The following is a 24224-nucleotide window of genomic DNA, read 5'->3' as shown; positions in this document are numbered from 1 at the left end:
TGAAATATCTAACGCAATCTTAAAGAATTGACTACAACCGTTACTGAACTAAAACACATTGCTAAAGCTGCCAAATGCGGACTAAGACTTATAAATGGCACAAGACCTGCCGCAATGGGAATACATAAAGCATTGTAGACAAAAGCCCAAAAAAGATTAAGTTTGATGATATTTTTAGTTCTTTGAGAAAGCTCAAAACAATAAGCTATTAAAGATAAATCATCTTTTATCAAAATCAAATCTCCGCTTTTTTTAGCAAGCTCACTTGCTTTAGAAAAACTTATGCTTGCGCTAGCTAAATTTAAAGCAGGAGCATCATTGATACCATCTCCTATAAAAAGAACTTTTTCTTTTTTGATTTTTTCTTTTATGAAATCAAGTTTTTGCTCAGGTTTTAAATCAGAATAATATTCATCAACATTAAGCTCATTTGCTATTTTAGTAACACTTTTTTTATTATCACCACTTAAAATAATACTTTTTATACCTTTTTGCTTTAAATTTGCTATCAAATTTTTAGCTTCGTTTTTAAGTTCATTTTTTAAACAAACCCCGCCAAGACAAATATTATTTTTTGCAAAATACAAACATATAGGTGCTTGATCTTCAAATTCTTGCAAAAATTGCTTGCTTTTTTGTATATCAACACTATTTTCAAGCATTAATTTTTCATTGCCTATTAAATATTTATCATCATTTTCCTCATAAAGCAAACCACTACCCACTAAAACACTTAATTTTCCTTGTAAATTTAAATTTACATTCAATTTTTTAGTAAAAGCCTTTGCGATTGGATGTGAGCTTAAATTTTCAATTTGCGTGAGTTTTTGAAAATTTTCTTGAGTTAGATCATGCTTATAAACACTTAAATCATCTTGACTTAAAGTGCCTGTTTTATCAAAAATAGCAAGTTTTATACTAGCTAAATTCTCTAATACCGCTGGATTTTTTACTAAGATAAAATTTCTTGCACCATTTGCTAAAGCACTAACTATGGCTATAGGGGTTGCTAAGCCCAAAGCGCAAGGACAAGAGATTAAAAGAGTGGCACAAGCATGTAAAAATGCTGCGTTGACTCCTTCTTTAAAATACCAAAAAACAAACACAAAAAGCGATAAAACAATAATACAAGCTACAAAATAAGCTGAAATTTTATTAGCTAAATTTGCTAAAGGTGTTTTGATATTGCCTGCTTTAAAAACAAGATCTTTAATTTGTTCTAATGAGCTTTCAATCGCCTTTTTACTAGCTTTAATCTTTAAGCTTCCATTAATCAACACACTTCCTGCTAGAATTTCATCATTTTGCTTTTTCAAAAGTGGTAAAAATTCTCCTGTTAAAAAACTCACATCAACCTCAGCCTCGCCTGCTATAATCACCCCATCAACAACAACGCTTTCACCCTCTTTTACTAAAATCACATCATTTTCTTTTACAAAAGCACTAGGTATGCTTTTTATACTTGCATCTTCTAAGATTATATTAGCTTTTTTAATATCTATATTTTTTAGTTTGTTTTGATATTCTAAGGATTTAAATTTAGCCTTTTCTTCTAAGTATTTACCTAATAAAACAAAGCTTACAATCATCGCTCCGCCACTAAAATACAAATAACCATCTTTACTAAATACCTCAAAATACACAAAAAAAGAATATATAAAAGAAGTAAAAGCACCTAAGGATATCAAGGTATTCATATCTAAATTTTTATGTTTTAATCCTTTAAGAGCGTGGATAAAAAAACCTTTTCCACAATAAAAAATCGCTATCATAGATAAAAACATTTGAATTAAAGCAGAAACATTTCCTTGAACAAACATTTCAAAATACATCACAATAGAGCTTAAAATTATACTCATAATAAGCTTTGTTTTCATATTTTTAAGCTCTTTGAGTTTAAATTCGTATAAATTTTGCTCTTCTTGTAATATTTCAAAACCCAAAGCCTTAATTTTTTCTTTGATCTTTGCTTCTAAAGATAAATCTTTAAGCAAAAACACTCCACTAGAATTGACATAAGAAACACTTACATCTTCTACCCCATCAATTTTTGCACAAACTTTTTCTATAGCATTAGAGCAATTAACACAAGTCATATTGCCTATTTTTAACTTTAACTCATGCTTCATCTATCTCAAAACCTAAATCTTGCAATTGTTTTTTAAACTCTTCAACTTGCTCTGCTTTTAAATCAATCTCTATGCTTTTATTTTCAACACTTATTTGCATAGCACCAAATTCATCTTCCAATGAAGCTTTGATTAAATTTACACAACTTTGACAATTAATATTTTTAGTTTTTATATTCATTTATTCTCCTTTTTCTCTGTATTCATATTTATAAGTGTGAAAAATTTTATTTTTTATAAATTTAAAACCCATTTTTTCATAAAGCATTTTTGCATTTATATTTTCATCTTCCACGATTAATGAAAGCTTTTTGCCATTTTTCAAAGCTTCATTGAAGGCATATTCAATCAATTTCTTAGCAATACCTTTCCCTCTTGCCTTTTCATCCACGCAAATACTATCTAAATAAAACTCATTATCACATTCTTTTAAAACTTTTTCATTAATTCCTAAAAATTCTAAATGCTCATTTAAAGGCTTATCTAGCTCATCTGCCAAAGCCCCATCATAAAAACAAATCACACCTAAAATTTCATTATCTTCTTCATAAACATATATATTTTCATAGCTTAAACGATTATTTTCTTGAGTGAAGAAATTTTCTAAAACCTCTATGGCTTTTTGATGATCATTATAGCCACTAAGTTTATATATAAAATGATCCATTGCCAAAGCAAGCAATTGTATGCATTTTTTAACATCATCTTTCCTAGCTTTTCTGATCACTCTTTTGCTCCTTTAAAATCAAATTTAGACTTCTTAGTTTATACTTTTAACTTTAAAACAATATAAGAAAGAGAGAATTTATGGGAAGAGCGTTTGAATATCGCAGAGCCTCTAAAGAAGCAAGATGGGATAAAATGAGCAAACTTTTTCCAAAACTTGCAAAGGCTATACAAGTAGCAGCAAAAGAAGGCGGAGCTGATCCTGATATGAATCCAAAGCTTCGTAGTGCCATAGCTACTGCAAAAGCTAATAATATGCCAAAAGACAATATCGATGCAGCTATTAAAAGAGCAAGTGGAAAAGATAGTGCTGATATTAAAAATATCCACTATGAGGGAAAAGCAGCACATGGAGCTTTAATCATTGTTGAGTGTATGAGTGACAATCCTACACGCACAGTGGCTAATGTAAAAGCAATTTTTAGCAAAAATGGTGGAGAAATTTTGCAAAATGGCTCTTTGACTTTTATGTTTTCACACAAAGCTGTTTTTCATCTTGAAAAATATGATGGAGATTTAGAAGAACTTGAACTTGAACTCATTGATGCAGGACTTGAAGAACTTGAACAAAATGATGAAGAATTACTAATTATAGGTGATTACACTGCTTTTGGTGAACTTAGTAACGCCATAGAAAAAAAAGGCTTAGTGCTTAAAAAAGCAGGACTTGAATATCTTGCTAATAACCCCGTAAGCTTTAGTGAAGAGCAACTTCTTGATATTGAAAAATTGCTTGATAAATTAGAAGATGATGATGATGTACAAGCAGTTTATACCAACATAGAATAGGAGCAAAAAAATGCTTAAAAAAATCGACATAAAAGATGCAAAAAAATACAATTTTGCTATCATTAGCACCGAAAAAGGCGATATGAAATTAGAATTATTTCCCGATGAAGCACCACAAACTGTGTGTAATTTTGCCAACTTAGCCAATGAAGGTTTTTATGATGAGCTTGTTTTTCACCGCGTGATTCCAAATTTTGTAATACAAGGTGGCTGCCCTTATGGTATAGGTTCAGGTGGCCCTGGTTATGAGATAGAATGTGAATGTGACGATCAAAAACACAAGCACTTAAGAGGTAGCTTATCTATGGCTCATGCTGGTAGAGATACAGGTGGTTCACAATTTTTTATCTGTCATAGCCCACAACCTCATTTAGATGGAGTACATACTATCTTTGGACAAATCAATCCTGAAGACAAAGAAAGTTTAGAAGTACTAGATAGCATTAGAGCAGGAGATAAAATCAAAACTATCCAAATTTTAGAAAAACTTTAATTTTACATCTCCTTAAAATTGTGCTATGATTTTTTAAGGAGATTAGTTATGCATTTTATTTTTATTTGTATTCATCTTATCTGTGCTATATTTTTTATAGCCTATGTATTTTTTGATGTTTGTGTTTATTGCTTTGCTTATAAACACGAAAACAAAGAAGATTGCGATAAAATTAAAAAAGCCTATACCAAATCAAGTATTTTTATTTTTGCTAGTATTTTTATCTTACTTTTATTGAGTGGTTTTTATCTTTTAAGTTTTTATGAATTTAATTCTTTTTGGGATTTTTTTGCAAGCAATTTTGGAGTATTTTTATTTATCAAGCTTTTGCTACTAATAACAATGTTAGCTTTAACTTGTTATTCTTTGTTTTTTATAAAAATTTTAAAAAGAAAAGATCCTTTAAAATCTCACTTGATTGCATTGATTTTATGTATTTTAATAGTCATTTGTGCAAAAGCCATGCTATATTTTTAAAACATTAAAACTAAATTTATATCATTAGTTTAAAAAATTAAAGGGTGTTTATGCTTGGTGATATTATAGATTTTTTACTTACTCTTGCAAAAGATTGGGGTTATTGGGGGATTATCTTTCTTATGTTTATAGAAAGCTCCTTTTTTCCTTTTCCTAGTGAAGTAGTGATGATACCTGCTGGATATTTAGCTCATCAAAACGAACTTAACTTTTGGCTATGTCTACTTTGTGGGACTTTTGGAGCTCTTTTGGGTGCTTTATTAAATTATTACTTATGTTATTTTTTAGGGCGTAATGTTATTTTAAAAATATGTAAATATTTTGGAGTTAATGAAACAAAATTTGCTCAGTTTGAAGCCTTTTTCAATAAACATGGTGAAATATCAACATTTAGTGGTAGATTAATCCCTGGATTGCGTCAATACATTTCTTTACCTGCTGGACTTGCAAGAATGAATTTGAAAAAATTTATATTTTATACTAGTTTGGGAGCTGGAATTTGGTGTTTGATTTTACTTATATTAGGTTATATTTTAGGTAAAAATGAAGACTTACTTAAAGAATATCTACATTTTGTTATTATTGCTTGTATTATTTTTATAAGTATGCTTTTAGCTATTTATATTTATATACAAAAAAAGAAAAATTACACTTAATTTTTTTAACTTCCTTAAATTACCTAGTGCATATATTTTTAATATTTTTACAAAAATATTTTAAATTTATAAGATTTTATATTTTAATTTTGATAAAATCTTTAAAAACTATTTTAAAGAATATTTATGCAAAAACCATCAATTCAAAATTTAACTAATTTTTTAATCGAATATATTAGCGTTTTTCTAAGTGCAGGAACTTACACAGCAAGAGTAGCAAAATGTGTTGGAAGGATAGCTAATGCGTATGGTTATGAAATTAATATGAATTTTTTCTTTCATCATACTACGCTAAATATTTTTGATAAAGATGATAACTCTATACAAAGAACCTACATCATACCTAACAAACACAATCATATTAATTTTAAACTTATTTTAGAACTTAGTGCATTAAGTTGGCAAATTCATGATCATAAATACAACCTAGAAGAAGCTAAAATTTCTCTTTTAAAACTCAAACAAACCAAAAGAAATCCTTTTTTAGCTAATTTATTTTTAGTTTCAGCAGCAAATTCGGCCTTTTGTAAGCTATTTGGGGGAGATTTTTATGGATGTTTATTTGTATTTTTAGCTACTTTGGTGGGTTTTAGTTTGAGAGTTTTACTCACTAGAATAAAAATTGATTTAAGAATTCAATATATTTTTTGCTCTTTTTTATCTTCTTTTATTGTGTTTTTTGGAGTGGATTTAAAGCTTATACAAGAAGCAAATATTGCTTTGGGTTCTAGTATCTTGTATTTAATACCTGGAGTTTATTTTATAAACTCAATTATAGATATTTTAAAAGATCACATACTTATGGGTTTTAGTCGTATTATTAGTGTGGTGATATTGGTATGCTGTATTGCTATTGGAATTTATACCACTCTTAGCATTAGTGACTTTGGAATTTTAAGATGATTGATTATTCTTCTATACTTTGGGATATGTTTTTTGCAGCTTTAACAGGATTTGGTTTTGCTTATGTGTGTAATCCACCCTTTAAAACACTCATACTTTCAGCCATATTAGCCGCTATAGCTCATGGTATGCGTTTTACTCTAATGGGGTATTTTGGCTTTCAAACTTTAGCTATTGCGACCTTTATAGCTTCTTTTAGCATAGGTTGTCTTGGTTTGTTTTTGGCTAAGATTTTTAAAACACCCGCTGAAATTATAGCTTTTCCTGCTCTTATCCCTATGATACCCGGAATTTACGCATACAAAGCTATATTGTATTTGATTTCTTTTATACGCTCAGAGGATATTGGCGAAAAAACTAATTTTTTGATTCATTTTTTTGATTATTTCTTTACAACACTTTCGGTAACATTAGCTCTAGCAGTAGGAGTAAGCATAACCTTGCTTTTATTTTTTGAACAAAGCTTTATGATGACAAGAAGTATTAAAAAAAGCAAAAATCACGATCAAAATTAATCGTGATTCATTTTATTCTTTGCCTCTATTCCCATGAGTGCAAAAGCTGTTTTAATACTCAAGGCACATATGGCAAAAAGTTTTAAAAGCTCATCTTCATTGCTTGAGCCAACAACTTTATTTTCATTATAAAATTTATGAAATAAAGAGGCTAAATTTTTTAAATAATCAGGAATTTTTTGCAAGGCTCTTGATTCGAATGCATCATTAAGTACTGCTTTTAAATTTAAGCTTTCAAACAAAAGATTCATACCATCTTCATTTAAACTCTCAAATTTAGCATATATAACATCATTTACACTCTTACCTGCTTTGGCAAATACTTGATGAATTCTCGCATGAGCATAATTAATATAATACACAGGATTAGAGCTATCTTCTTTTTTAAACTCATCTACATCAAATTCCAAATGCGTATCACATTTTTTGCTGATAAAAATATATCTTAGCACATCACTACCAAGTTCTTCTAAAACATCACCCATTAAAATGAAATTTCCTGCTCTTTTACTCATCTTATAAGGCTCGCCATTTTTTAACAATGAAACCATTTGTGCTAAGATAATTTCAAGATTTTGACTATCATGACCTAAAAATTCCATAGCAGCTTTCATTCTAGCTATATAGCCGTGATGATCAGCTCCCCATATATTGATACACTTATCATAACCACGACTCATTTTATCTTTATGATAAACTATATCAGCAGCTAGATAAGTTCCTTTTCCATCATCTTTAATAATCACACGATCTTTTTCATCACCTTTAGCACTTGATGCAAGCCATATTTTACCATCTTGCTCATAAGTACCACCATGCTCTTTTAAGGCTTTTAAAGTATTTTCTAATTCACTATAATAGCTTGTTTCACTCACATAAGTATCAATAAATATCTTAGCATCGGCTAAATTTTGCTTAATAATTTTTAGCATTTTATCCTTAGCCCAAAGCGCTAATTGTGGAATATTTCCTTCTATAAAAAAATCTTTTTCAAATTCAGCAAAAGCCTCTTTTGCTACATCTATAATATATTCACCTTTATAATACTCATCAGGATATCGAACTTGCTCTTTTAAACAATGCTCTTTTACTGCAAGCAATATAGAAAGACCTAAAAGATAAATTTGATTACCCGCATCATTAACATAATATTCTGTATCAAATTTATATCCTAAATGTCTAGCAACCCTAGTTAAAGTATCACCAAAAATAGCCCCTCTAGCATGCCCTATGTGTAAAGGTCCTGTTGGATTTGCACTAACATATTCAAGTAAAAAACTCTGCTCTTTTTTTTCATCTTTTGCAAATTTTTCACTATCACCCAAAGCTTGCGTAGCCAAAGAATTTAAAAAAGCCTTTGAAAGCTTAAAATTTACATAACCATTTAAAGCCTCTACACTTTCAAAACAATCACAATCTTTTAACTTAGCAACAATATCATTAGCAATTATTATAGGGTTTTGCCTTAATTCTTTAGCTAAAGAAAAAGCCAAAGGTGTAGCAAAATGGGCTAGATTTTTATTCTTAGGATTTTCTAAGATAAAATCTCTTCCTAGTTTCTCTTTAATTTCTTTATAAACTAAAGTTTTCAACGTATCGCCTTAAGCTTTTTTTGTTTCTTCATTATTTTCTTTTACCAGCACATCTTTTTCGTTGATTTTTTCAATTTTTTGTGCATCTTCTTGAACGATTTTTTTATCATCATCAGTATTCATTTCATCTTTAAAAGTTTTAATACCTTTTCCTAAACCTTTAGCAAGCTCTGGAATTTTTTTAGCACCAAAAAGTAATACTACAATAAGTAATATAATTAACCATTGGGTTCCACTTGGCATATGCATTTTATTCTCCTTTATTCCATTGAATTTGAATTTGTTTTAAATCATGTTTTGTACTTTTTAATTTTGAAGCTTCAAAAACTGCTTCTAACTCCCTATAGCTTTTTTCAAGATCATCATTTATGATTAAAAAATCATATCGGTCCAAATAAGCCATTTCATCACTAGCATTTTCTAATCTTTTGCTAATATCTTCTATTTTATCAGTATTTCGCTTAAGCAATCTTTTTTCAAGTTCTTTTTTATCTTTAGTTGTGATAAATACAGAAGTAATATAATTAGGCATTTTTTCTTTAGCTATGCAAAAGCCTTGCACATCTATATCAAAAATGACACTTTTACCCTCTTGCAATGCTTTTTTTACAGGAACTAACGATGTACCGTAGTAATTTTTATGCACTAAAGCCCATTCTAAAAAATCACCTTTTTCTATACCTTGTTTAAATTCTTCTTCACTGATAAAAAAATAATCTACTCCATTTTTTTCATTTTCTCTAGGAGCTCTTGTTGTGCTTGAAATAGAAAAATAAATATTATCTTTTTCTTTAAAAAGCCTTTGAAGCAAGGTACTCTTACCTGCTCCACTTGGTCCTGAGATAATTAAAATTTGACCGCTCAATGTTTATCCTCATCAAAGCTTATATTGATGTTTATATTCATCTTCATACCTTTCAAGGCTGCCTTTAAAGTATCATCAGTAATACTTGAAGTAATGGTTTGAGCTATACTCTTACTAAGCTCATTTACCATTTCATCTTCTTGTAAATTTTCTATTTTTTCTTGAGTGCTTAATATATTTTCTTCTTTCTTTTCTACAATAGCTGGAGCAAGCTCTTCGCCTAAAGCTAACATAATATCATTTTCATTTAAATTTGCAAACTCATCTTGTGTATCGTCTAAAATTTCGCTCATATTTTCCTCTATATTTTCCTCTATATTTTCCTCTATATTTTCCTCTATATTTTCCTCTATATTTTCCTCTATATTTTCCTCTATATTTTCCTCTATATTTTCCTCTATATTTTCCTCTATATTTTCCTCTATATTTTCCTCTAAATCAAAAGCTTGCGTATTTTCATTGTTATCTGTTTCTTGAGTGTCAAAATTTTGCATTAACTCACCATCAAGACCATTAAATTCTTCATCAAGCTCATCAATAGCGGCCAATTCTTCTTTTATCTTATCTTGAGTACTTAGCTCTTCTTCTTCTAGTTGAAAATCATCTATACTTTCATTTTCAAATATTTCTTCAACCATAGGCTCATTTTCTTCTAAAGCTATTTTTTCTTCTTTTTCCTCACCAATAAATTGAGCATCTTCAGGTAAATCATCAAAGCTCATTTCTTTTTCACCTATCTCTTCAACCATAGGTAGTGTATCAAAAGAATCAAATTCAACAGGGGTTTCTTCTATATTTTCTTCTATATTTTCTTCTATATTTTCTTCTATATTTTCTTCTATATTTTCTTCTATATTTTCTTCTATATTTTCTTCTATATTTTCTTCTATATTTTCTTCTATATTTTCTTCTATATTTTCTTCTATATTTTCTTCTATATTTTCTTCTATATTTTCTTCTATATTTTCTTCTATATTTTCTTCTATATTTTCTTCTATATTTTCTTCTATATTTTCTTCTATATTTTCTTCTATATTTTCTTCTATATTTTCTTCTATATTTTCTTTATCTAAGCTATCTGAAAAAACTAAATCATCTTCTGTTTTCTCTTCATCTATTAACTCACTTGTTGCATCAAACATATCATCATTTTTTAATCCATCACCTAAATTCTCTTCAAAAAAATCTTCTTGTAAATTTAAATCATCTTCACCCAAATTTTCTTCATGTTCAGACAAATCAATACCTTCTAAAAGTTCATTTCCATCCAAAGGCATATCTTTACCAACAACTTCCTCATCATCAAAATTTAGTTCATCTTCGCTCAAAGCATCTTTTTGAATATCATCCAAAATCCCATCTCCGCTTAGAAGATTTATAAAATCGGTAGGTAAAAACGGTTTATACAAACACTCTATACCTTCTTTTTGTTCTAGGTTTCTAGGTAACAAATAAATCAATCTATCACATTTACTTTTTAAATCATCTAAATCAGCCTCAATATCATGATCTATAATAATTACATCATAAAATCCCTCAAGCTCCTCAATATCCTTGAGCTCCTCAAAATCATAACCTAATTTTTGAACCCCCAAACTAATTAATTTTGAAACAGCTATATTGGAATTTATTAGCAAAACCCTCATTATCATCTCCCAAGAATAAAAAATACATTATTTTAAAACATTTTTAATTATTTAATGCTTATATATTAAAAAATAACAACTCCATATGCTCAAAACTTTTTACTATTAAATTTTTAAAATATTGCATCATAATAAGTAAAATAGCAATAAGAACCGCGAAAGACAAAAATATCTTGATAGGATAACCAACCACTAAAAGATTAAATTGCGGCATAGTTTTCATAAGCATGCCAAAAATCACATCTGATAGCAAAGAAATAGCTAAAACAGGAAAAGCCATAGAAAAACCAAGCACAAAAATATTTACCATAGCTTTATTTAAATAAAGCATTAAATTTTCATGTGGATAAAATCCACCTAAACTAATATATTCCAATGAATTAGATATAAAAAGCAAAATCAAATGATGTCCATCAAAAGCTAAAAATACAAGCAAAGCTAATAAATTTAAAACTTGTGAAATTACAGGAGTATTTGCACCTGTTGTGGGATCCATAACACTAGCCATTGAAAAACCCATAGTAAAAGAAATCTGCTCACCTGCCATTTGCAAAATGGCAAAAGTCATTTGCAAAATCATTCCTGCTATCATCCCAAAAATAACTTCACTTAAAAGATATAGAATAAAAAAAGAATCAGGTGTATTATTTTCAAGCTTAGCTAAAGGGTATAAAAACATTGTTAAAAACATTACCAAAGTTGTTTTTACCACCAAAGGAATACTATTATGAGAAAAAAAAGGGAAAAAAACTATCAATCCACTCATTCTAGCAAACAAAAGCATGAAAATAACTACATTTTCATCACCTAAATATTTAACAAATTCCATGGTTGTTTAAGTGAAAAACCTTATCACATTTTTTAGCAAGCTCTTGATCATGCGTAACAAAAATTAAAGCTGCATTATTTTCTTTGATATAATCAATCAAAATATCCATTACATTTAAAGCATTTTTAAAATCTAAATTTCCGGTAGCCTCATCTGCAAAAATAATTTTTGGCTTCTTGCTTAAAACCCTAGCTATACTTACTCTTTGCTGTTGTCCACCGCTTAGTTTTGTGATTTTTTGATTCATTAAATCTGCAATATCAAGTTTTTTTAATAATTCATAATCAATATTCTGGCCGCTTAAAACACTCGCAAGTTCTATATTTTCAAAAGCCAAAAAACCTTTAAATAAATAATGCATTTGAAAAATAATACCAAAATCTTTTCTACGAATTTCTAGCAAAGCTTCATCATCTAAGTCGTATAAATCTTGATTATTATAAAAAACTTTTCCCGATTGAGGTTTTAATAAGGTAGATAAAATATGTAAAAGAGTAGATTTACCACATCCACTGCTTCCACATACTGCAATACAATCTTTTGTATTTAAAGTAAAATTTAAATTTTCAAAAAGCGGAATATCAAAACTATGGTTTAAATTTTCCGCTTTTAAAAGTTCCATTTTTAACCAATTTGTGCAGCAACTTCAGCAGCAAAATCTTCAGTTTTCTTTTCTAGGCCCTCACCTACTTCAAAACGAATAAATTCGACTATTTTGATAGTTCCACCTAGTTCCTTTTCTTTATCAGCAATTACTTGTTCGATAGTTTTTTTATCATCCATTACATAAAACTGACCCATTAAAGTAAGTCTGCTATCAAGTTGAGAGTTATCTGCTATAAAACTATTCAACTTACCTGGGATAATATTAGGCCAAATTTTTTCTGGCTTACCTTGTGCTTGAAGTTCAGCCTTAATAGCTTCTTCAGCTGCTTGAATTACCTCTTGAGTTAATTGTTTTCTGCTTGCATATTTTGGAATTTTATGCTCTGGTTTATTAGGATCTTTTAATCTTCTTCTTTCTTCATTTTCTTTTTCTAACTCAGCAACTAAAGCTTTATACTCATTTTCTACAAAATCCATATCAAGCTCTTCATAAGATAAATAACTTGGCTTCATTGCAGCAATATGCATACAAATATGTTTTAAAAATTCTCCACACTTGCTAGCCGTAGCTTCACTATCGCAAGCTGCAGCAATAACTACACCAACACGACCATTGGTGTGAATATAACCATTTACTATGCCATTAGCACCTGCTTTTAAAGTAGCAAATCTTCTAACAACTAAATTTTCACCAATAGTTGCAATTTGACTTTTTAAATACTCTTCAAATTTAACACCATTAATCTCACTTGAATGTAATTCTTCAACATTTTGAAGACTCTTGGCTTGAATATGTGCTGTTGTATCTTTTGTTAAAGCAATAAATTGTTCATTTTTAGCAACAAAATCTGTTTCTGAGTTAATTTCACTTACAGTTGCACATTTAAAATCATCACTTACTTTTACACTTACTAAACCTTCAGCAGCTAAACGATCAGCTTTTTTATCAGCTTTTCCAAGTCCTTTTTCTCTTAAAAGTTGCACTGCTTTTTCAAAATCACCATCTGTATCTTTTAAAGCATTTTTACAATCCATCATACCTGCGCCAGTACTCTCGCGCAGTTCTTTTACCATTTGTGCAGTGATTTCAGCCATTACTCTTTATCTCCTTCAAAATCTTCTTCACTCATAGCTTCTTCTAAAACTTCTTTTTTCTCTTCTTCAGAAATAGGCTGTTCTTCGCTAACTTCACCATCTTGCTCTCTTAATGCTTTACCTTCATTGATTGCTTCAGCCATTTCTTGACAGAAAAGTTGGACCGAACGAATTGCATCATCATTTCCTGGAATTGGGAAATCAACTAAATCAGGATCGCAGTTTGTATCTAGTGGAGCAACTACAGGGATTTTTAATCTATTAGCTTCTTGTACTGCAATTTTTTCTTTAACAGTATCAATAACAAAAATCATATCAGGTTGAGTTTTCATATATCTAATACCACCAAGATATGCTAGTAATTTTTCTTTTTTTCTAGTAAGCATTAATGCTTCTTTTTTAGTTAAAAGTTTAATACTTCCATCTTCTTCCATTTTTTCTATAACTTCTAATTTTCTAATTGATTGGCGGATAGTTCCAAAATTTGTCATCATACCACCAAGCCATCTGTGATTTACATAAGGCATACCACATTTTTCAGCGTATTCTTTAATCGCTCCACCTGCTTGTTTTTTAGTTCCAACAAATAAAATTGTCTTACCTTCTGCTGCAGCGTCACGAACAATGTTATATGTATATCTAAAATATCTAAGCGTTTTTTGCAAATCAATTACATAAATACCTTTTCTTTCACCAAAAATAAATTTTTTCATTTTTGGATTCCATCTTCTTGTTTGGTGTCCAAAGTGTACACCACACTCTAACAAATCTCTCATGCTTACCATGAAATTCTCCTTGAAATAAAATAATTAGGTTTATTCCTCCGCATTCTTTAACCCATAAGCAACCTAATAAGGAAATTAATGCGTGTGAAATGAAAAAATATTATATCAAATTTTATTTTATATTTAGCTTATTATTGAAGAAAAAGAACGCCACAAGGCGTTCTTTGAGTAAATTAGTGTAGTTTAGACCAAACTGATCTTTTCCAACCTATAGCAAAAATACTTAAGATAGCAAAGAATATCATAATATAAATTCCTGTTTGCTCTCTTTCTTCTTTTTTACTATCACCAACTTTTTCAAGATAACTAATAACTTGAGTTTGTGCTTTTTCATTTAGACCAACTCTTGGCATAGCAGTTCCATGAATTTTCTTTTGAGGTTCATTGATAAAGATTTCAAGATAATGTGCGCCTTTAGAACGAATCATCATAGATAAATCCGGAGGCGTCATACCAAGATAATTTTTTAAATCACTCATCTTTGAACTTGAAACAAAACCATCATATTTTACATCATGGCATCTTCCGCAAGCATTTTCAAATGTATGTTTGTTTTTAGCAAAATCAAATTCTTTTGCAATTAAAGCCGTTTTTGCTTGCTCTGAAAGCTCTTGGTTTTTAGCATATTTTTCTTCTAAATCTGCTTTTAATTTTGTATCAAATTCCTTCTCATACTCACTAGCTGTATTTTTAAAGAATGCAATTAAATCTGCTAAATCTTGATTATCTTGTGCTTCATCACCACTTAAAGGATAAGCAGGCATTAAGAATGGATTTTCATCGTTAAATTTATGTGAAATTTGCAAAGCCTTAACTGGATCAACAATCAGTGCTGCTAAAAATTTCTCATCATAAATAGCACCCGCATCACTTAAATCAGGAGGTGTTACACCTAAAGAAGAATCTGTAATAGTAGCAGGAATTCCGACGGCTTTCACACCATGACATGCAATACAATTTCCTTCAAAAAGCTCTTTTCCTTTTTGTGCATTACCTTTACTAAAATCAATTTTTGCGATTTTTTCCCATAATTGCTTGGTAGCTTCTTCTTGGCTTTTAGCAAGCTCTAGTGCTTTTTGAGCATTAGCTATAGCTTTTTCACTTCCTGAAGCATTAGCATCTATTGCAGCTTTTTCTTTTAAAGCAACTTCGCCTTTGGTAAATTCTACATCAGCTTTTGCAAAGTCAAAATTAACCGGAGTTGAAGGAGGATTCATCACTGAATGTGCATAAGGCTCAACCCCCCAATAAACTAAACCTGTGAAAAAGACAACTACAAAAAATATTTTTAATTCTCTCATTATTAGCCCCTTTTTCTTTCCATGATAGTAATAATTGGTAAGACTACTAACAATAATAGTAAAAATACCATAGAAGCATAAAATCCTATCCAAGCATTAATTCCTGTTGGAGGAAGCTTTCCATAAACTGTTAGTACAATTAAATCTATCAATAACACCCAAAACCATGCAAAAAACATTGGTCTTTCGTGTGCTGGTTTCACAACATCACTTCTATCAAGCCAAGGTAACAAGAAGAAAATAATTTGTGCTATACCAAACGCTGCAAGACCTATATCAAAAGCTTTAATGCTTCCAACATCAAAGAAAAATCCTCTTAAAACTTCATAACTCCATAAGAAATACCACTCAGGATAAATATGAGGAGGTGTTTTTAAAGAATTTGCTGGGTCAAAGTTAATTGGATCCATTGCGAAATTAAATTTAAAACACACCAAATAGAAGAAGAAAATCATAAATAACGCAATATACATAAAATCTTTAGCTAAAAATCCTGGCCAAAAAGGAATAACTTTAGAACCTTTTGTATCACCTGCTAAATATTTTTCAGCTTCCAAATCAAAATCAATTTCTTCTGAAATTTCATTATTTACATGAGGAATTCTTAAAGAATAAAAGTGGAATGCAATAATTGCTAAAATTACAATAGGTAATAAACACACATGCAGCATAAAAAATCTAGTTAAAGTTGGATCTGATACTGCAAAATCTCCTCTTATCCAAATAACTAATGCATCACCTATAAAAGGAATTCCGCCAAAAAGCTGAGTAATAACTTGAGCAGCCCAAAAACTCATTTGTCCCCAAGGTAACATATACCCACTAAATGCTTCTGCTGAAAATACAACAAACAAAAGCATACCGCTAATCCAAATCATCTCACGACCCTTTTTATAAGAGCCATAATAAATTCCCGTTAACATATGGATATATATGATTAAAAACACAACTGAAGCAGCCACACCATGCATATGACGCCAAAGCCAACCATACTCTACTTCTTGCATGATAGTTTTATTAACACTATCAAAAGCCAAAGCCACATCTGGCTTATAATACATTACTAAAAATAGACCTGAAATAAATAAAATAGCAAAAAGAGTTGTCAAGATAACACCCATTGCCCATAAGAAGTTAATTTGTTTTGGTATCCAATACTGAGCCATTAAAACATTAAAAAGCTTATTTACAGCTAATCTTTGATCAAGCCAATCTATAATACCACTAGCTTTTTTTATCTGTGCCATATCAAGCCTCCGCAATCATTTTTTTATATTCTGGACCTTCTTCACCTAACACTAATTTAGTTCCATCAATTCTAAAAGGAGGAATGTCCAAAGGTCTTGGAGGAGGACCAAATACATTTTTACCACTAGTGTCAAATTCGCCACCGTGGCATGCGCACTTAAACAATTTCTCACTTGGAGCATAAGCTGGAATACAGCCTAAATGCGTGCAAAGACCAATAACTACAGTATATGCAACATCACCCACAATAACATCCCTACTGCTATCTTTTGCCATATCCGCATCTTTTTTTAAGATAAATATAGGCTTTTTACGCCACTCGATTGTTCTTAATTCGCCTTCTTTCATACCAGAAAGATCTACGGTAGTAATACCTGCTGCTTTTACACTTGGGAGCGGATCCCATGTTTTTTTCATTGCAACTAATGAAAAAGCACCACCCACAGCAGCTACCGTTCCAAAGGCAAAGCCCATAAAGCTTCGTCTACTTTCAGATGTAGCCATTTTACTTCCTTTGTTTTGATTTATTTGTTGTAAAGTATAGCAGTTTATCTAAAAAATAATAAATTTTTTCTTTATATAAAAAAGCTTTATTTAAGATATGCAAGTATTTATTTAAAATAACAGAAGTGTATTTATTTTCAAATCAAAACAATAGATAAGTTAATATCATCTATTGTTTTTCATTTTGATATAAATATGCAAAATATCTAAAGCAGCAGGGGTGATACCACTAATTTGCGAAGCAGCAAAAATAGTTGGCGGATTAAATTTTTGCAGTTTTTCCACCACTTCATTACTCAAACCACTTACACTTTTAAAGTCAAAATTTTCAGGAATTTTTAAGTCATTTAAGTTTTTCATTTTTTCTATTTGTGCTTTTTGCATTGCTATATAATGATAATATTTTGCTTCATTTAAAATTTCATTTAAAGAATACTCATCCATTTTTGCAAACATTTCATCTAGAGCTTTTAATTTTTCTATATTAAAACTCGCTCTTGCAACAATTTTTTGCAAACTTACTATTGAGGTAATTTTTTCTTCTTTAATGCTTTGCAAAAATTCATTATTTTGATTGCTTGGTGTCCATGTAGTTTGAAGTAAAAACTCAAGTCCTTTCCTAACATTTTGCTTTATATTATCAATATATGCATAGTCTTCTTGACTTAAAAGTTTAAAATTATGTCCATATTCTCCAAGTCTTAAAATAGCATTTTCTTCTCTTAAGAGCAGTCTATATTCAGCTCTTGAAGTAAACATTCTATAAGGCTCTTTTGTGCCTTTCATTACTAAATCATCGATTAATACCCCTATATAAGCCTCATCGCGTCTTAATACAAAAGGCTCTTTTTCATCAATTGCTAAAACCGCGTTCACTCCTGCCATAAAACCTTGTACAGCTGCTTCTTCATAACCAGTAGTTCCGTTAATTTGCCCAGCACAATACAAATTTTTAATCTTTTTAGTTTCTAAAGTATGTTTTAACTCCGTTGGATCAATATAATCATACTCTATGGCATAACCAAAACGCGTGATTTTAGCATTTTCAAAACCTTTTATACTTCTTAACATCGCAATTTGCACTTCATAAGGAAGTGAGGTAGAAAAGCCATTGATATAATATTCAGTAGCATCTTTAGTTTGTGGCTCTATAAATAAATGATGACTTTCTTTATCACCAAAACGATTAATCTTATCTTCTATAGATGGACAATATCTTGGACCTATACCTTCAATTTGTCCTGTAAAAAGCGGAGCGCGGTAAAAGTTACTTTTTATAATCTCATGTGTTTTTAAATTTGTTCTTGCTATATAACATGGAAGTTGATTAGGCTTGAAATTTTTTGTTTTAAAACTAAAGGCCTTAGGGTTTTCATCTCCGGGTTGAATTTCTAAAACACTAAAATCAATACTTTTAGCATCTACTCTTGGACAAGTTCCTGTTTTTAACCTCCCTACTTTTAAACCACTTTGTTTTAAATACTCACCCAAATTTACAGACGCAAGCTCACCTACCCTACCTGCTTGAAGCTTAGTTTCACCTATATGGATAAGTCCATTTAAAAAAGTTCCTGTTGTAAGTATGATTTTTTTAGCAAAATATGTATTTTCTAAATTAGTTTTAACGCCCTTAACCTCGTCATTTTCTATAAGTAAAGACAAAGCTTGCTCTTGAGAGATTTCTAAATTTTCAAGTTTTAAAAGCTTATTTCTAGCACAAATTCTATAAGCGTCCATATCAATTTGCGCTCTACTTCCACGCACTGCAACACCTTTGCTTTCATTTAAAATTCTAAATTGAATTCCAGCCTCATCGGTAATTTGTCCCATAAGTCCACCCATAGCATCAAGCTCTTTTACCAAATGTCCTTTTGCTAAGCCGCCTATAGCAGGATTACAACTTGCAGCACCAATTTGCTCGATTAAAGTAGTTAAAAGTAAAGTTTTTTTGCCCATTCTAGCAGCCCCGGCACTAGCCTCAACTCCAGCATGCCCGCCACCTATTACGATTATATCATACATATTTTGACCTCATTTTTATAAAAAAGGCAAAAATTATATAATATTTTTTAAAATAAAACACTAAAAATACTTTTTGAAATTTAAAAGTTTTGGATAAAATCTCATAAAAATTAAAGGTATTGAATGTTTAATGGATTAATCCGCGAATTAGCCTTTGTCAAATCATATCAAAACAACACTTTAAGATTAAAAGCAAGTTACAAACCAAAACTAGGCGATAGTATAGCAGTTAATGGTGCGTGCTTGAGCGTAACAAAACTTTTTGATGATGGCTTTAATCTTGAACTTTCTTATGAAACAAGAACTCACATAGCTATTGAAAATTTAAAAGACTATGTGCATATTGAACCTGCATTAGCTTATGGCGATAGAATAGATGGGCATTTAATGCAAGGACACATTGATGGTATTGGCGAAATTACTAATATTTCTAAAAAAGAAAACGGAGTTGATTTTTATATTAAATGCCCTGATAATATACAAATTTATATGGCAAATAAAGCAAGCGTAGCTATAGATGGAGTAAGTTTAACTATCAATGAAGTTTTAAAAGATAGTATTCGTTTGACTATTATTCCTATAACCTTTAATGAAACCTTGTTTAAAAATTACACCATAGGAAGACGCGTCAATATAGAAAGTGATCTTTTAGCAAGATATATACACAGACAATTAAATTATAAAAAAGAAATTTCATGGCAACAAATAGACAAGATTACATCACTTTATTAGAAAATGATTTCGCAAAAGCTTTTGTAGCCTTTGATCAAGATTATAATATTTTTAGAGCAAAAATTTGTAATAATATTTTTCCTTGGGAAAATTCTATAAAAAAGTGTGTATTTTTAAATCAAATTCATTCTAATATCATCACTCATTATAATAAAAATTTTCACTTTAATGCTGATGGGATAATTAGCAATGAAAAAAATATAGCTTTGTGTATTTTAAGCGCTGATTGCCTGCCTTTGCTTTTATATGATGATAAAAATAAAACCATAGCAGCTTTGCATTCAGGTAGAAAAGGTTGTTTTGAAAATATCTTAAAAGAAGCTGTTTTGAAAATGCAAGAAAGTTTTAACACTCAAACCAAGAATTTAAAACTCATCATTTCAGCAGGAATTTGTGCTAAAAATTATGAAATTAATGGCGAGGTTTTAAACCACAGCAAAGAAAATTTTGCGCATTTTTTACATGAAAATAAGCTTGATTTAAAAGCATTAGTTAAATTTCAAGCAAAAGAATTAGGTATTAATGATATTTTTGATATCAATCTTTGCACCTTTGATGATGAGAGATTTTTTTCTTATAGAAAAAATCAAACTCCAAAGCGCATTGTTAGCGTGATTTATTTAAAGGATTAAAATGTATGAAGTAAAAAATCTACTTGCTTTAAAAATTCTACAAAAAGCTAGAGAATTTGGTGATAATGACTTAAGCAATGAACTTTTAATCACTCAAATGCTAAATCATACCCCACAAACTCTAAATCAAAACGATACTAAAAATTTAAATGAATTTATCACAACGCTTATAAATGCTAAAGAAAAAGCTAAAATGAGCAATAAATAATTTTAATTTTTCCAAGTTAAAATAAATTTTGTTCCTTTCTTTAACTCACTTTCTACTTTTATTTTTATATTATGTTCTTTACAAATTTTATCTACCAAAGAAAGTCCTATACCAAAACCACCTTGATTTTCATTAAATCTTGAATAACGCTCAAAAATATTAGCCAAATTTTCCTTTGCTATGCCACAACCACTATCTGCTATTATAAGTTTTTGCTCTAAAAGTGCTATTTTAATATGTCCATTTTTTATATTATATTTTATAGCGTTATTAACAAGATTATCAAACATTTTAAAAAATTGCTCTTTATTAGCATAAATTTTTCCATTATCCTCTAAAACAAGTTCTAAGTCAATATTTTTTTGCTCTAAAAATATCTTGAAATACTCCATTCTTTCTTTAATCAAATTTTTTAAAAATATCCAATCCTTTTTAGCCTCATAAGCTTGAGAAAAATTTAAAAAAGTTAAATCTGAATACAAATGACTCAAAGTCAAAGCAGCTATTTTTACACGCTTTAAAGCCTTAATTTCTTCAAAATTCTTTTTTCTTTCTAAACTCTCTACACTCATTAATATTGCACTAATTGGGGTATTAATCTCATGAGTGGTATCTTTTATAAAATTATTTAAAAACCTTATTCTTGCTTCTAAAGGCTTGAGTGCAAATTTAAGTATTAAATATCCTACCAAACTAACAAAAATCAAAGAAAATACCATAGCTAAAGCAACTTTAAATCTTATAAATCCAAGCTCTTTAGAGATATCATCGCCTTGTATTAAAACTCTTAAACGATTTACATCTCCTAATATTTCTAAAGCACTTTGATTTTGATTATCAGCAAGTAACAAGCTATTTAAATTTATATCAGCTACATAAATCAAAGTGTTATTGTTATAAATATTCGCATTATTTAATTTAAAAAAAGTTGTTTGAGCAGGTAAATCAAGATTAGAAAAATAAACCTTAGTTCTATCAAATATTGCAAATTTTATATTAGAAATTTGAGCTATTTTCTTAGCACTTTTTTCTATGGGTTCAAAACGCGATTTTTCCATTTGCAAAATCACAAAACGATGTTCTTGTCTTAGCTTTATGCTATATTCGCTTATTAAATCTTCTATTAACTTAGCATACCATATACCAAAAAGCACTACAAGAATACTTCCTACACTTACTAAATACAAAGAAAGAATTTGCCATGCAACGCGCTTGGCTTCATGCATAACAATACCCTCTTCCTCTTTGATTAATAATGCTTTCTTTTCCTAAAATTTTTCGTAAATTTTTCACATAAGCTCTCAAACTAAGCTCACTTGGTTCTTGATCATATTCCCAAATTTCTTCAAAAATATAAGCAGTATCTATAAATTTACCTTTATTTTTCAAAAGTAATGATAAAAGTTTTAATTCTTTTAAAGGTAAAGACAATGGCTTATCGTTTTGATATAAAGTTTGCGATATAAAAGCAAATTTAAAACCATTTCCCAAGTCCTCATAATCTTCATTTTTATGCGCAAAAGAACGCTTTAAAATAGCATTAATCCTTATTTTTAACTCCTGCAATTCAAAAGGCTTTTTGATATAATCATCACAACCACATTCAAATCCTTGTTGTAAATCCATAGTAGTATTTAAAGAGGTCATAAAAATAGCTGGGGTATATCTACCTGCTTCTCTTAAATTTTTAAGCACACTAAAACCATCTCCCAAAGGGACTTTTACATCCAAAATCCATAAATCAAAATTTTTCTCATAAGCTTTATCTTGTGCATCTTGAGCATTATCCACCAAAACCACTTCAAAGCCTTCTTCTTCTAAAAACTCACTAACAATTTCCCCTAAGTTAATATCATCTTCTAGTAAAAGAATTTGCGTAGCCATTTTAAGCCTTTTATGCTATTTTAATTTGGATTATTATATTTTTTTTATGTAAATTTAGTGTGAATTTAGCATATTTAAAGGCAAGTATTTATAAAATATTAACTATTTTATTGAATTTAGGATTTTATTATGTTGCCAAATTGGGATCAAAAATATAGTATTAATAATGAAAAAATTGACGAACAACATAAAAAACTTTTTGAACTTGCCGCCAAAGTGGAAGAAATTTCAGATAGGCCAGTTTATCAAGTCGAGCTTAAAAAGATAGTTGCTGAATTTTTTCACTATATTAAAATTCATTTTCAAGATGAAGAATCCTATATGGCTGAGATTAATTACCCTTATCTAAATCAACACAAACTCATGCATAAACAAATCACAAAATCCATGATAAAACTCATACAAAGTATAAAAAGTACAAATGATTTAAAAGAAAAATTATATATAGTAGTTAATTCATGGTTGATAGAACACATCATTCAGCATGATATGATGATAGAACATTGGCGTCAAAACACCCAAGTAAAGAATTCTCCAGATACTTTTGAAGAAGAAGCTCCAAAACCAAAAAAATTCTTATATCAATGTCAATGCGAAGGAAAAACACACAAAGTTCCTTATGATATTCATTTAAAAATGCAATATTCTAAAGTGCAGTTTAAATGTAAAGAATGCTCTGCGAATTTAATACAATACAAAGAAAAAATAGAAATCTAATAAAAATTAATAATAATTTAAAATATAGTAAACTATAATGCTTATAAAACTCTTCTAAATATAAACAAGGAGCTAACATGCTACCAAAATGGTGTAGTAAATATAGTATCCATAATGAAGAAATTGACAGACAGCATAAAAAACTTTTTGAACTTGCTGCAAATGTCGAGATGATTTCAGATAAACCTGTCCATAAAGGACAAATTAAATTTTTACTTGCAGATTTTTTTAATTATATGAAAGAGCATTTTGCCGAAGAAGAAAAATACATGGCAAAAATAGGTTATCCTGAACTTTCTAACCATCAAAAAATTCACAAAAGTATCATCCAATCTATGATTGATTTAATTCAAAATCTCAAAAGCACAAATGATCTCAAAGAAAAACTTAATGTCATTGCATCAAAATGGCTTTTAGAGCATATTTTAAGAGAAGATATGAAGATAGAAAAATGGCATCAAGCGCAACTAAATAAAAATGCCAATACTATAACTTTTCAAGAAACTCAAGAAATTTATGAATATATTTGCTCTTGTGTAAATAAAATTCACAAAGTTCCTTGCGAAATTCACCAAAAAATTCAATTAAACAATGCAAGTTACAAATGTAAAACTTGTCAAGAAGCTATCAAACTAAAATAAAGGCTATAAAATGAACAAACGCTACACCTTAACTCTTCCATTAGAGCTTTATGAACGCTTAAATCAAACTGCGAAATTTTCTAAAAAGAAAAAAGCTGAAATTTTACGCAATGCTTTAGAAAATTATCTTGATGAAATAGAAGACTTTGCTCCAGCCATAGAAGCTTTAGAAGATTTAAAAGATGGAGATAGTAAAAAATTAGATAACATTATAAAAAAATTAAAATGT

At 29.4% G+C, this 24224-nt stretch carries 29 protein-coding genes; 12 read left to right on the top strand and 17 right to left on the bottom strand.

Features of this window, described 5'->3' with window-relative positions:
- Positions 1 to 8 precede the first annotated feature (8 nt).
- The 3 genes from E2O22_RS00145 to E2O22_RS00135 are packed head-to-tail and all read right to left on the bottom strand — an operon-like array spanning position 9 to position 2856.
- A complete protein-coding gene (locus E2O22_RS00145; protein WP_133318681.1) occupies positions 9 to 2129 on the bottom strand; it encodes a heavy metal translocating P-type ATPase in 2121 nt (706 codons plus the stop codon).
- Positions 2119 to 2310 (bottom strand): heavy-metal-associated domain-containing protein, encoded by a 192-nt coding sequence (locus tag E2O22_RS00140; RefSeq protein WP_133318680.1) that lies wholly within the window; start codon positions 2308 to 2310, stop codon positions 2119 to 2121. Before E2O22_RS00140 ends, E2O22_RS00145 begins: the two co-directional genes overlap by 11 nt.
- The gene (locus tag E2O22_RS00135) at positions 2311 to 2856 is read right to left on the bottom strand and encodes a GNAT family N-acetyltransferase (RefSeq protein WP_133318679.1); all 546 of its coding nucleotides are present in this window, start codon (positions 2854 to 2856) and stop codon (positions 2311 to 2313) included.
- An 80-nt stretch (positions 2857 to 2936) separates the two neighbouring features.
- Between E2O22_RS00135 and E2O22_RS00130 the strand changes: the two genes are divergently transcribed.
- The 6 genes from E2O22_RS00130 (at position 2937) to E2O22_RS00105 (ending at position 6688) form a co-directional block, all read left to right on the top strand.
- Positions 2937 to 3644, top strand: a complete 708-nt coding sequence (locus E2O22_RS00130) for a YebC/PmpR family DNA-binding transcriptional regulator (RefSeq protein ID WP_133318678.1) — start codon at positions 2937 to 2939, stop codon at positions 3642 to 3644.
- Between the two features lie 10 nt (positions 3645 to 3654).
- Complete coding sequence (locus E2O22_RS00125; RefSeq protein ID WP_133318677.1) at positions 3655 to 4137, top strand: peptidylprolyl isomerase; 483 nt, start codon at positions 3655 to 3657, stop codon at positions 4135 to 4137.
- A gap of 48 nt (positions 4138 to 4185) precedes the next feature.
- Positions 4186 to 4614, top strand: coding sequence for a trehalose-6-phosphate synthase (locus E2O22_RS00120; RefSeq protein WP_133318676.1), 429 nt, complete (start codon positions 4186 to 4188; stop codon positions 4612 to 4614).
- A gap of 50 nt (positions 4615 to 4664) precedes the next feature.
- Positions 4665 to 5270 carry a DedA family protein gene (locus E2O22_RS00115; RefSeq protein WP_133318675.1) on the top strand — a complete coding sequence of 202 codons (606 nt, stop codon included), beginning with the start codon at positions 4665 to 4667 and terminating at the stop codon, positions 5268 to 5270.
- Positions 5271 to 5396: 126 nt separating this feature from the next.
- Entirely contained in the window at positions 5397 to 6173 is a 777-nt protein-coding gene (locus E2O22_RS00110) for a threonine/serine exporter family protein (RefSeq protein WP_133318674.1), read from the top strand.
- On the top strand, positions 6170 to 6688 hold the full coding sequence (locus E2O22_RS00105; RefSeq protein WP_133318673.1) for a threonine/serine exporter family protein: 519 nt from the start codon (positions 6170 to 6172) through the stop codon (positions 6686 to 6688). Before E2O22_RS00110 ends, E2O22_RS00105 begins: the two co-directional genes overlap by 4 nt.
- Here the strand turns inward: E2O22_RS00105 and argS are convergent.
- From argS to mnmG, 12 genes are all read right to left on the bottom strand, one after another.
- On the bottom strand, positions 6685 to 8280 hold the full coding sequence (gene argS / locus E2O22_RS00100; RefSeq protein WP_133318672.1) for an arginine--tRNA ligase: 1596 nt from the start codon (positions 8278 to 8280) through the stop codon (positions 6685 to 6687). The two genes, E2O22_RS00105 and argS, sit on opposite strands and share 4 nt — an antisense overlap.
- A gap of 9 nt (positions 8281 to 8289) precedes the next feature.
- The gene (locus E2O22_RS00095) at positions 8290 to 8529 is read right to left on the bottom strand and encodes a twin-arginine translocase TatA/TatE family subunit (protein WP_133318671.1); all 240 of its coding nucleotides are present in this window, start codon (positions 8527 to 8529) and stop codon (positions 8290 to 8292) included.
- 1 nt (position 8530) lies between these two features.
- Positions 8531 to 9145 carry a guanylate kinase gene (gene gmk, locus E2O22_RS00090; RefSeq protein WP_133318670.1) on the bottom strand — a complete coding sequence of 205 codons (615 nt, stop codon included), beginning with the start codon at positions 9143 to 9145 and terminating at the stop codon, positions 8531 to 8533.
- On the bottom strand, positions 9142 to 10791 hold the full coding sequence (locus E2O22_RS07905; RefSeq protein ID WP_165955251.1) for a hypothetical protein: 1650 nt from the start codon (positions 10789 to 10791) through the stop codon (positions 9142 to 9144). Before E2O22_RS07905 ends, gmk begins: the two co-directional genes overlap by 4 nt.
- A gap of 58 nt (positions 10792 to 10849) precedes the next feature.
- Positions 10850 to 11620, bottom strand: a complete 771-nt coding sequence (gene fliR, locus E2O22_RS00080; protein ID WP_133318669.1) for a flagellar biosynthetic protein FliR — start codon at positions 11618 to 11620, stop codon at positions 10850 to 10852.
- Positions 11607 to 12242 (bottom strand): ABC transporter ATP-binding protein, encoded by a 636-nt coding sequence (locus E2O22_RS00075; protein WP_133318668.1) that lies wholly within the window; start codon positions 12240 to 12242, stop codon positions 11607 to 11609. The genes fliR and E2O22_RS00075 overlap by 14 nt, the downstream gene beginning before the upstream one ends.
- 2 nt (positions 12243 to 12244) lie before the next feature.
- On the bottom strand, positions 12245 to 13321 hold the full coding sequence (tsf, locus tag E2O22_RS00070; RefSeq protein WP_039626638.1) for a translation elongation factor Ts: 1077 nt from the start codon (positions 13319 to 13321) through the stop codon (positions 12245 to 12247).
- Positions 13321 to 14106: a 30S ribosomal protein S2 gene (rpsB, locus tag E2O22_RS00065; protein WP_087700911.1), complete on the bottom strand. Its 786-nt coding sequence runs from the start codon at positions 14104 to 14106 to the stop codon at positions 13321 to 13323. The genes tsf and rpsB overlap by 1 nt, the downstream gene beginning before the upstream one ends.
- 173 nt (positions 14107 to 14279) lie before the next feature.
- Positions 14280 to 15407 (bottom strand): c-type cytochrome, encoded by a 1128-nt coding sequence (locus E2O22_RS00060; protein WP_133318667.1) that lies wholly within the window; start codon positions 15405 to 15407, stop codon positions 14280 to 14282.
- Between the two features lie 2 nt (positions 15408 to 15409).
- The gene (locus E2O22_RS00055) at positions 15410 to 16654 is read right to left on the bottom strand and encodes a cytochrome b (protein ID WP_133318666.1); all 1245 of its coding nucleotides are present in this window, start codon (positions 16652 to 16654) and stop codon (positions 15410 to 15412) included.
- Between the two features lies 1 nt (position 16655).
- Entirely contained in the window at positions 16656 to 17159 is a 504-nt protein-coding gene (gene petA / locus E2O22_RS00050) for a ubiquinol-cytochrome c reductase iron-sulfur subunit (RefSeq protein WP_133318665.1), read from the bottom strand.
- Positions 17160 to 17324: 165 nt separating this feature from the next.
- The gene (gene mnmG, locus E2O22_RS00045) at positions 17325 to 19181 is read right to left on the bottom strand and encodes a tRNA uridine-5-carboxymethylaminomethyl(34) synthesis enzyme MnmG (protein WP_133318664.1); all 1857 of its coding nucleotides are present in this window, start codon (positions 19179 to 19181) and stop codon (positions 17325 to 17327) included.
- Between the two features lie 123 nt (positions 19182 to 19304).
- Here mnmG and ribE point away from each other — a divergent pair, with 123 nt between their 5' ends.
- From ribE to E2O22_RS00030, 3 genes are read left to right on the top strand one after another with little or no spacing between them, the layout of a single operon-like run.
- A complete protein-coding gene (gene ribE, locus E2O22_RS00040) occupies positions 19305 to 19913 on the top strand; it encodes a riboflavin synthase (protein ID WP_133318663.1) in 609 nt (202 codons plus the stop codon).
- Entirely contained in the window at positions 19877 to 20545 is a 669-nt protein-coding gene (gene pgeF, locus E2O22_RS00035) for a peptidoglycan editing factor PgeF (RefSeq protein WP_133318662.1), read from the top strand. The genes ribE and pgeF overlap by 37 nt, the downstream gene beginning before the upstream one ends.
- 1 nt (position 20546) lies before the next feature.
- Complete coding sequence (locus E2O22_RS00030) at positions 20547 to 20753, top strand: hypothetical protein (protein WP_133318661.1); 207 nt, start codon at positions 20547 to 20549, stop codon at positions 20751 to 20753.
- 2 nt (positions 20754 to 20755) lie between these two features.
- Here the strand turns inward: E2O22_RS00030 and E2O22_RS00025 are convergent, their stop codons facing one another.
- The gene (locus tag E2O22_RS00025) at positions 20756 to 21979 is read right to left on the bottom strand and encodes a sensor histidine kinase (protein ID WP_133318660.1); all 1224 of its coding nucleotides are present in this window, start codon (positions 21977 to 21979) and stop codon (positions 20756 to 20758) included.
- On the bottom strand, positions 21972 to 22637 hold the full coding sequence (gene dccR / locus E2O22_RS00020) for a two-component system response regulator DccR (protein ID WP_133318659.1): 666 nt from the start codon (positions 22635 to 22637) through the stop codon (positions 21972 to 21974). The genes E2O22_RS00025 and dccR overlap by 8 nt, the downstream gene beginning before the upstream one ends.
- Before the next feature lie 129 nt (positions 22638 to 22766).
- On the opposite strand from dccR, the gene E2O22_RS00015 reads away from it, so the two are divergent.
- The 3 genes from E2O22_RS00015 to E2O22_RS00005 all read left to right on the top strand — a co-directional run.
- Positions 22767 to 23354: a bacteriohemerythrin gene (locus E2O22_RS00015; protein ID WP_133318658.1), complete on the top strand. Its 588-nt coding sequence runs from the start codon at positions 22767 to 22769 to the stop codon at positions 23352 to 23354.
- Positions 23355 to 23431: 77 nt separating this feature from the next.
- Positions 23432 to 23995 carry a bacteriohemerythrin gene (locus E2O22_RS00010; protein ID WP_133318657.1) on the top strand — a complete coding sequence of 188 codons (564 nt, stop codon included), beginning with the start codon at positions 23432 to 23434 and terminating at the stop codon, positions 23993 to 23995.
- Positions 23996 to 24005: 10 nt separating this feature from the next.
- The coding region (locus tag E2O22_RS00005; RefSeq protein WP_133318656.1) for a YlcI/YnfO family protein at positions 24006 to 24224 on the top strand (219 nt) is incomplete at its 3' end.

The sequence above is a fragment of the Campylobacter lari genome, from assembly GCF_004357905.1.
In the GTDB taxonomy this organism is placed as follows: domain Bacteria; phylum Campylobacterota; class Campylobacteria; order Campylobacterales; family Campylobacteraceae; genus Campylobacter_D; species Campylobacter_D lari_D.
This window is presented reverse-complemented; position numbering and strand designations above follow the sequence as displayed.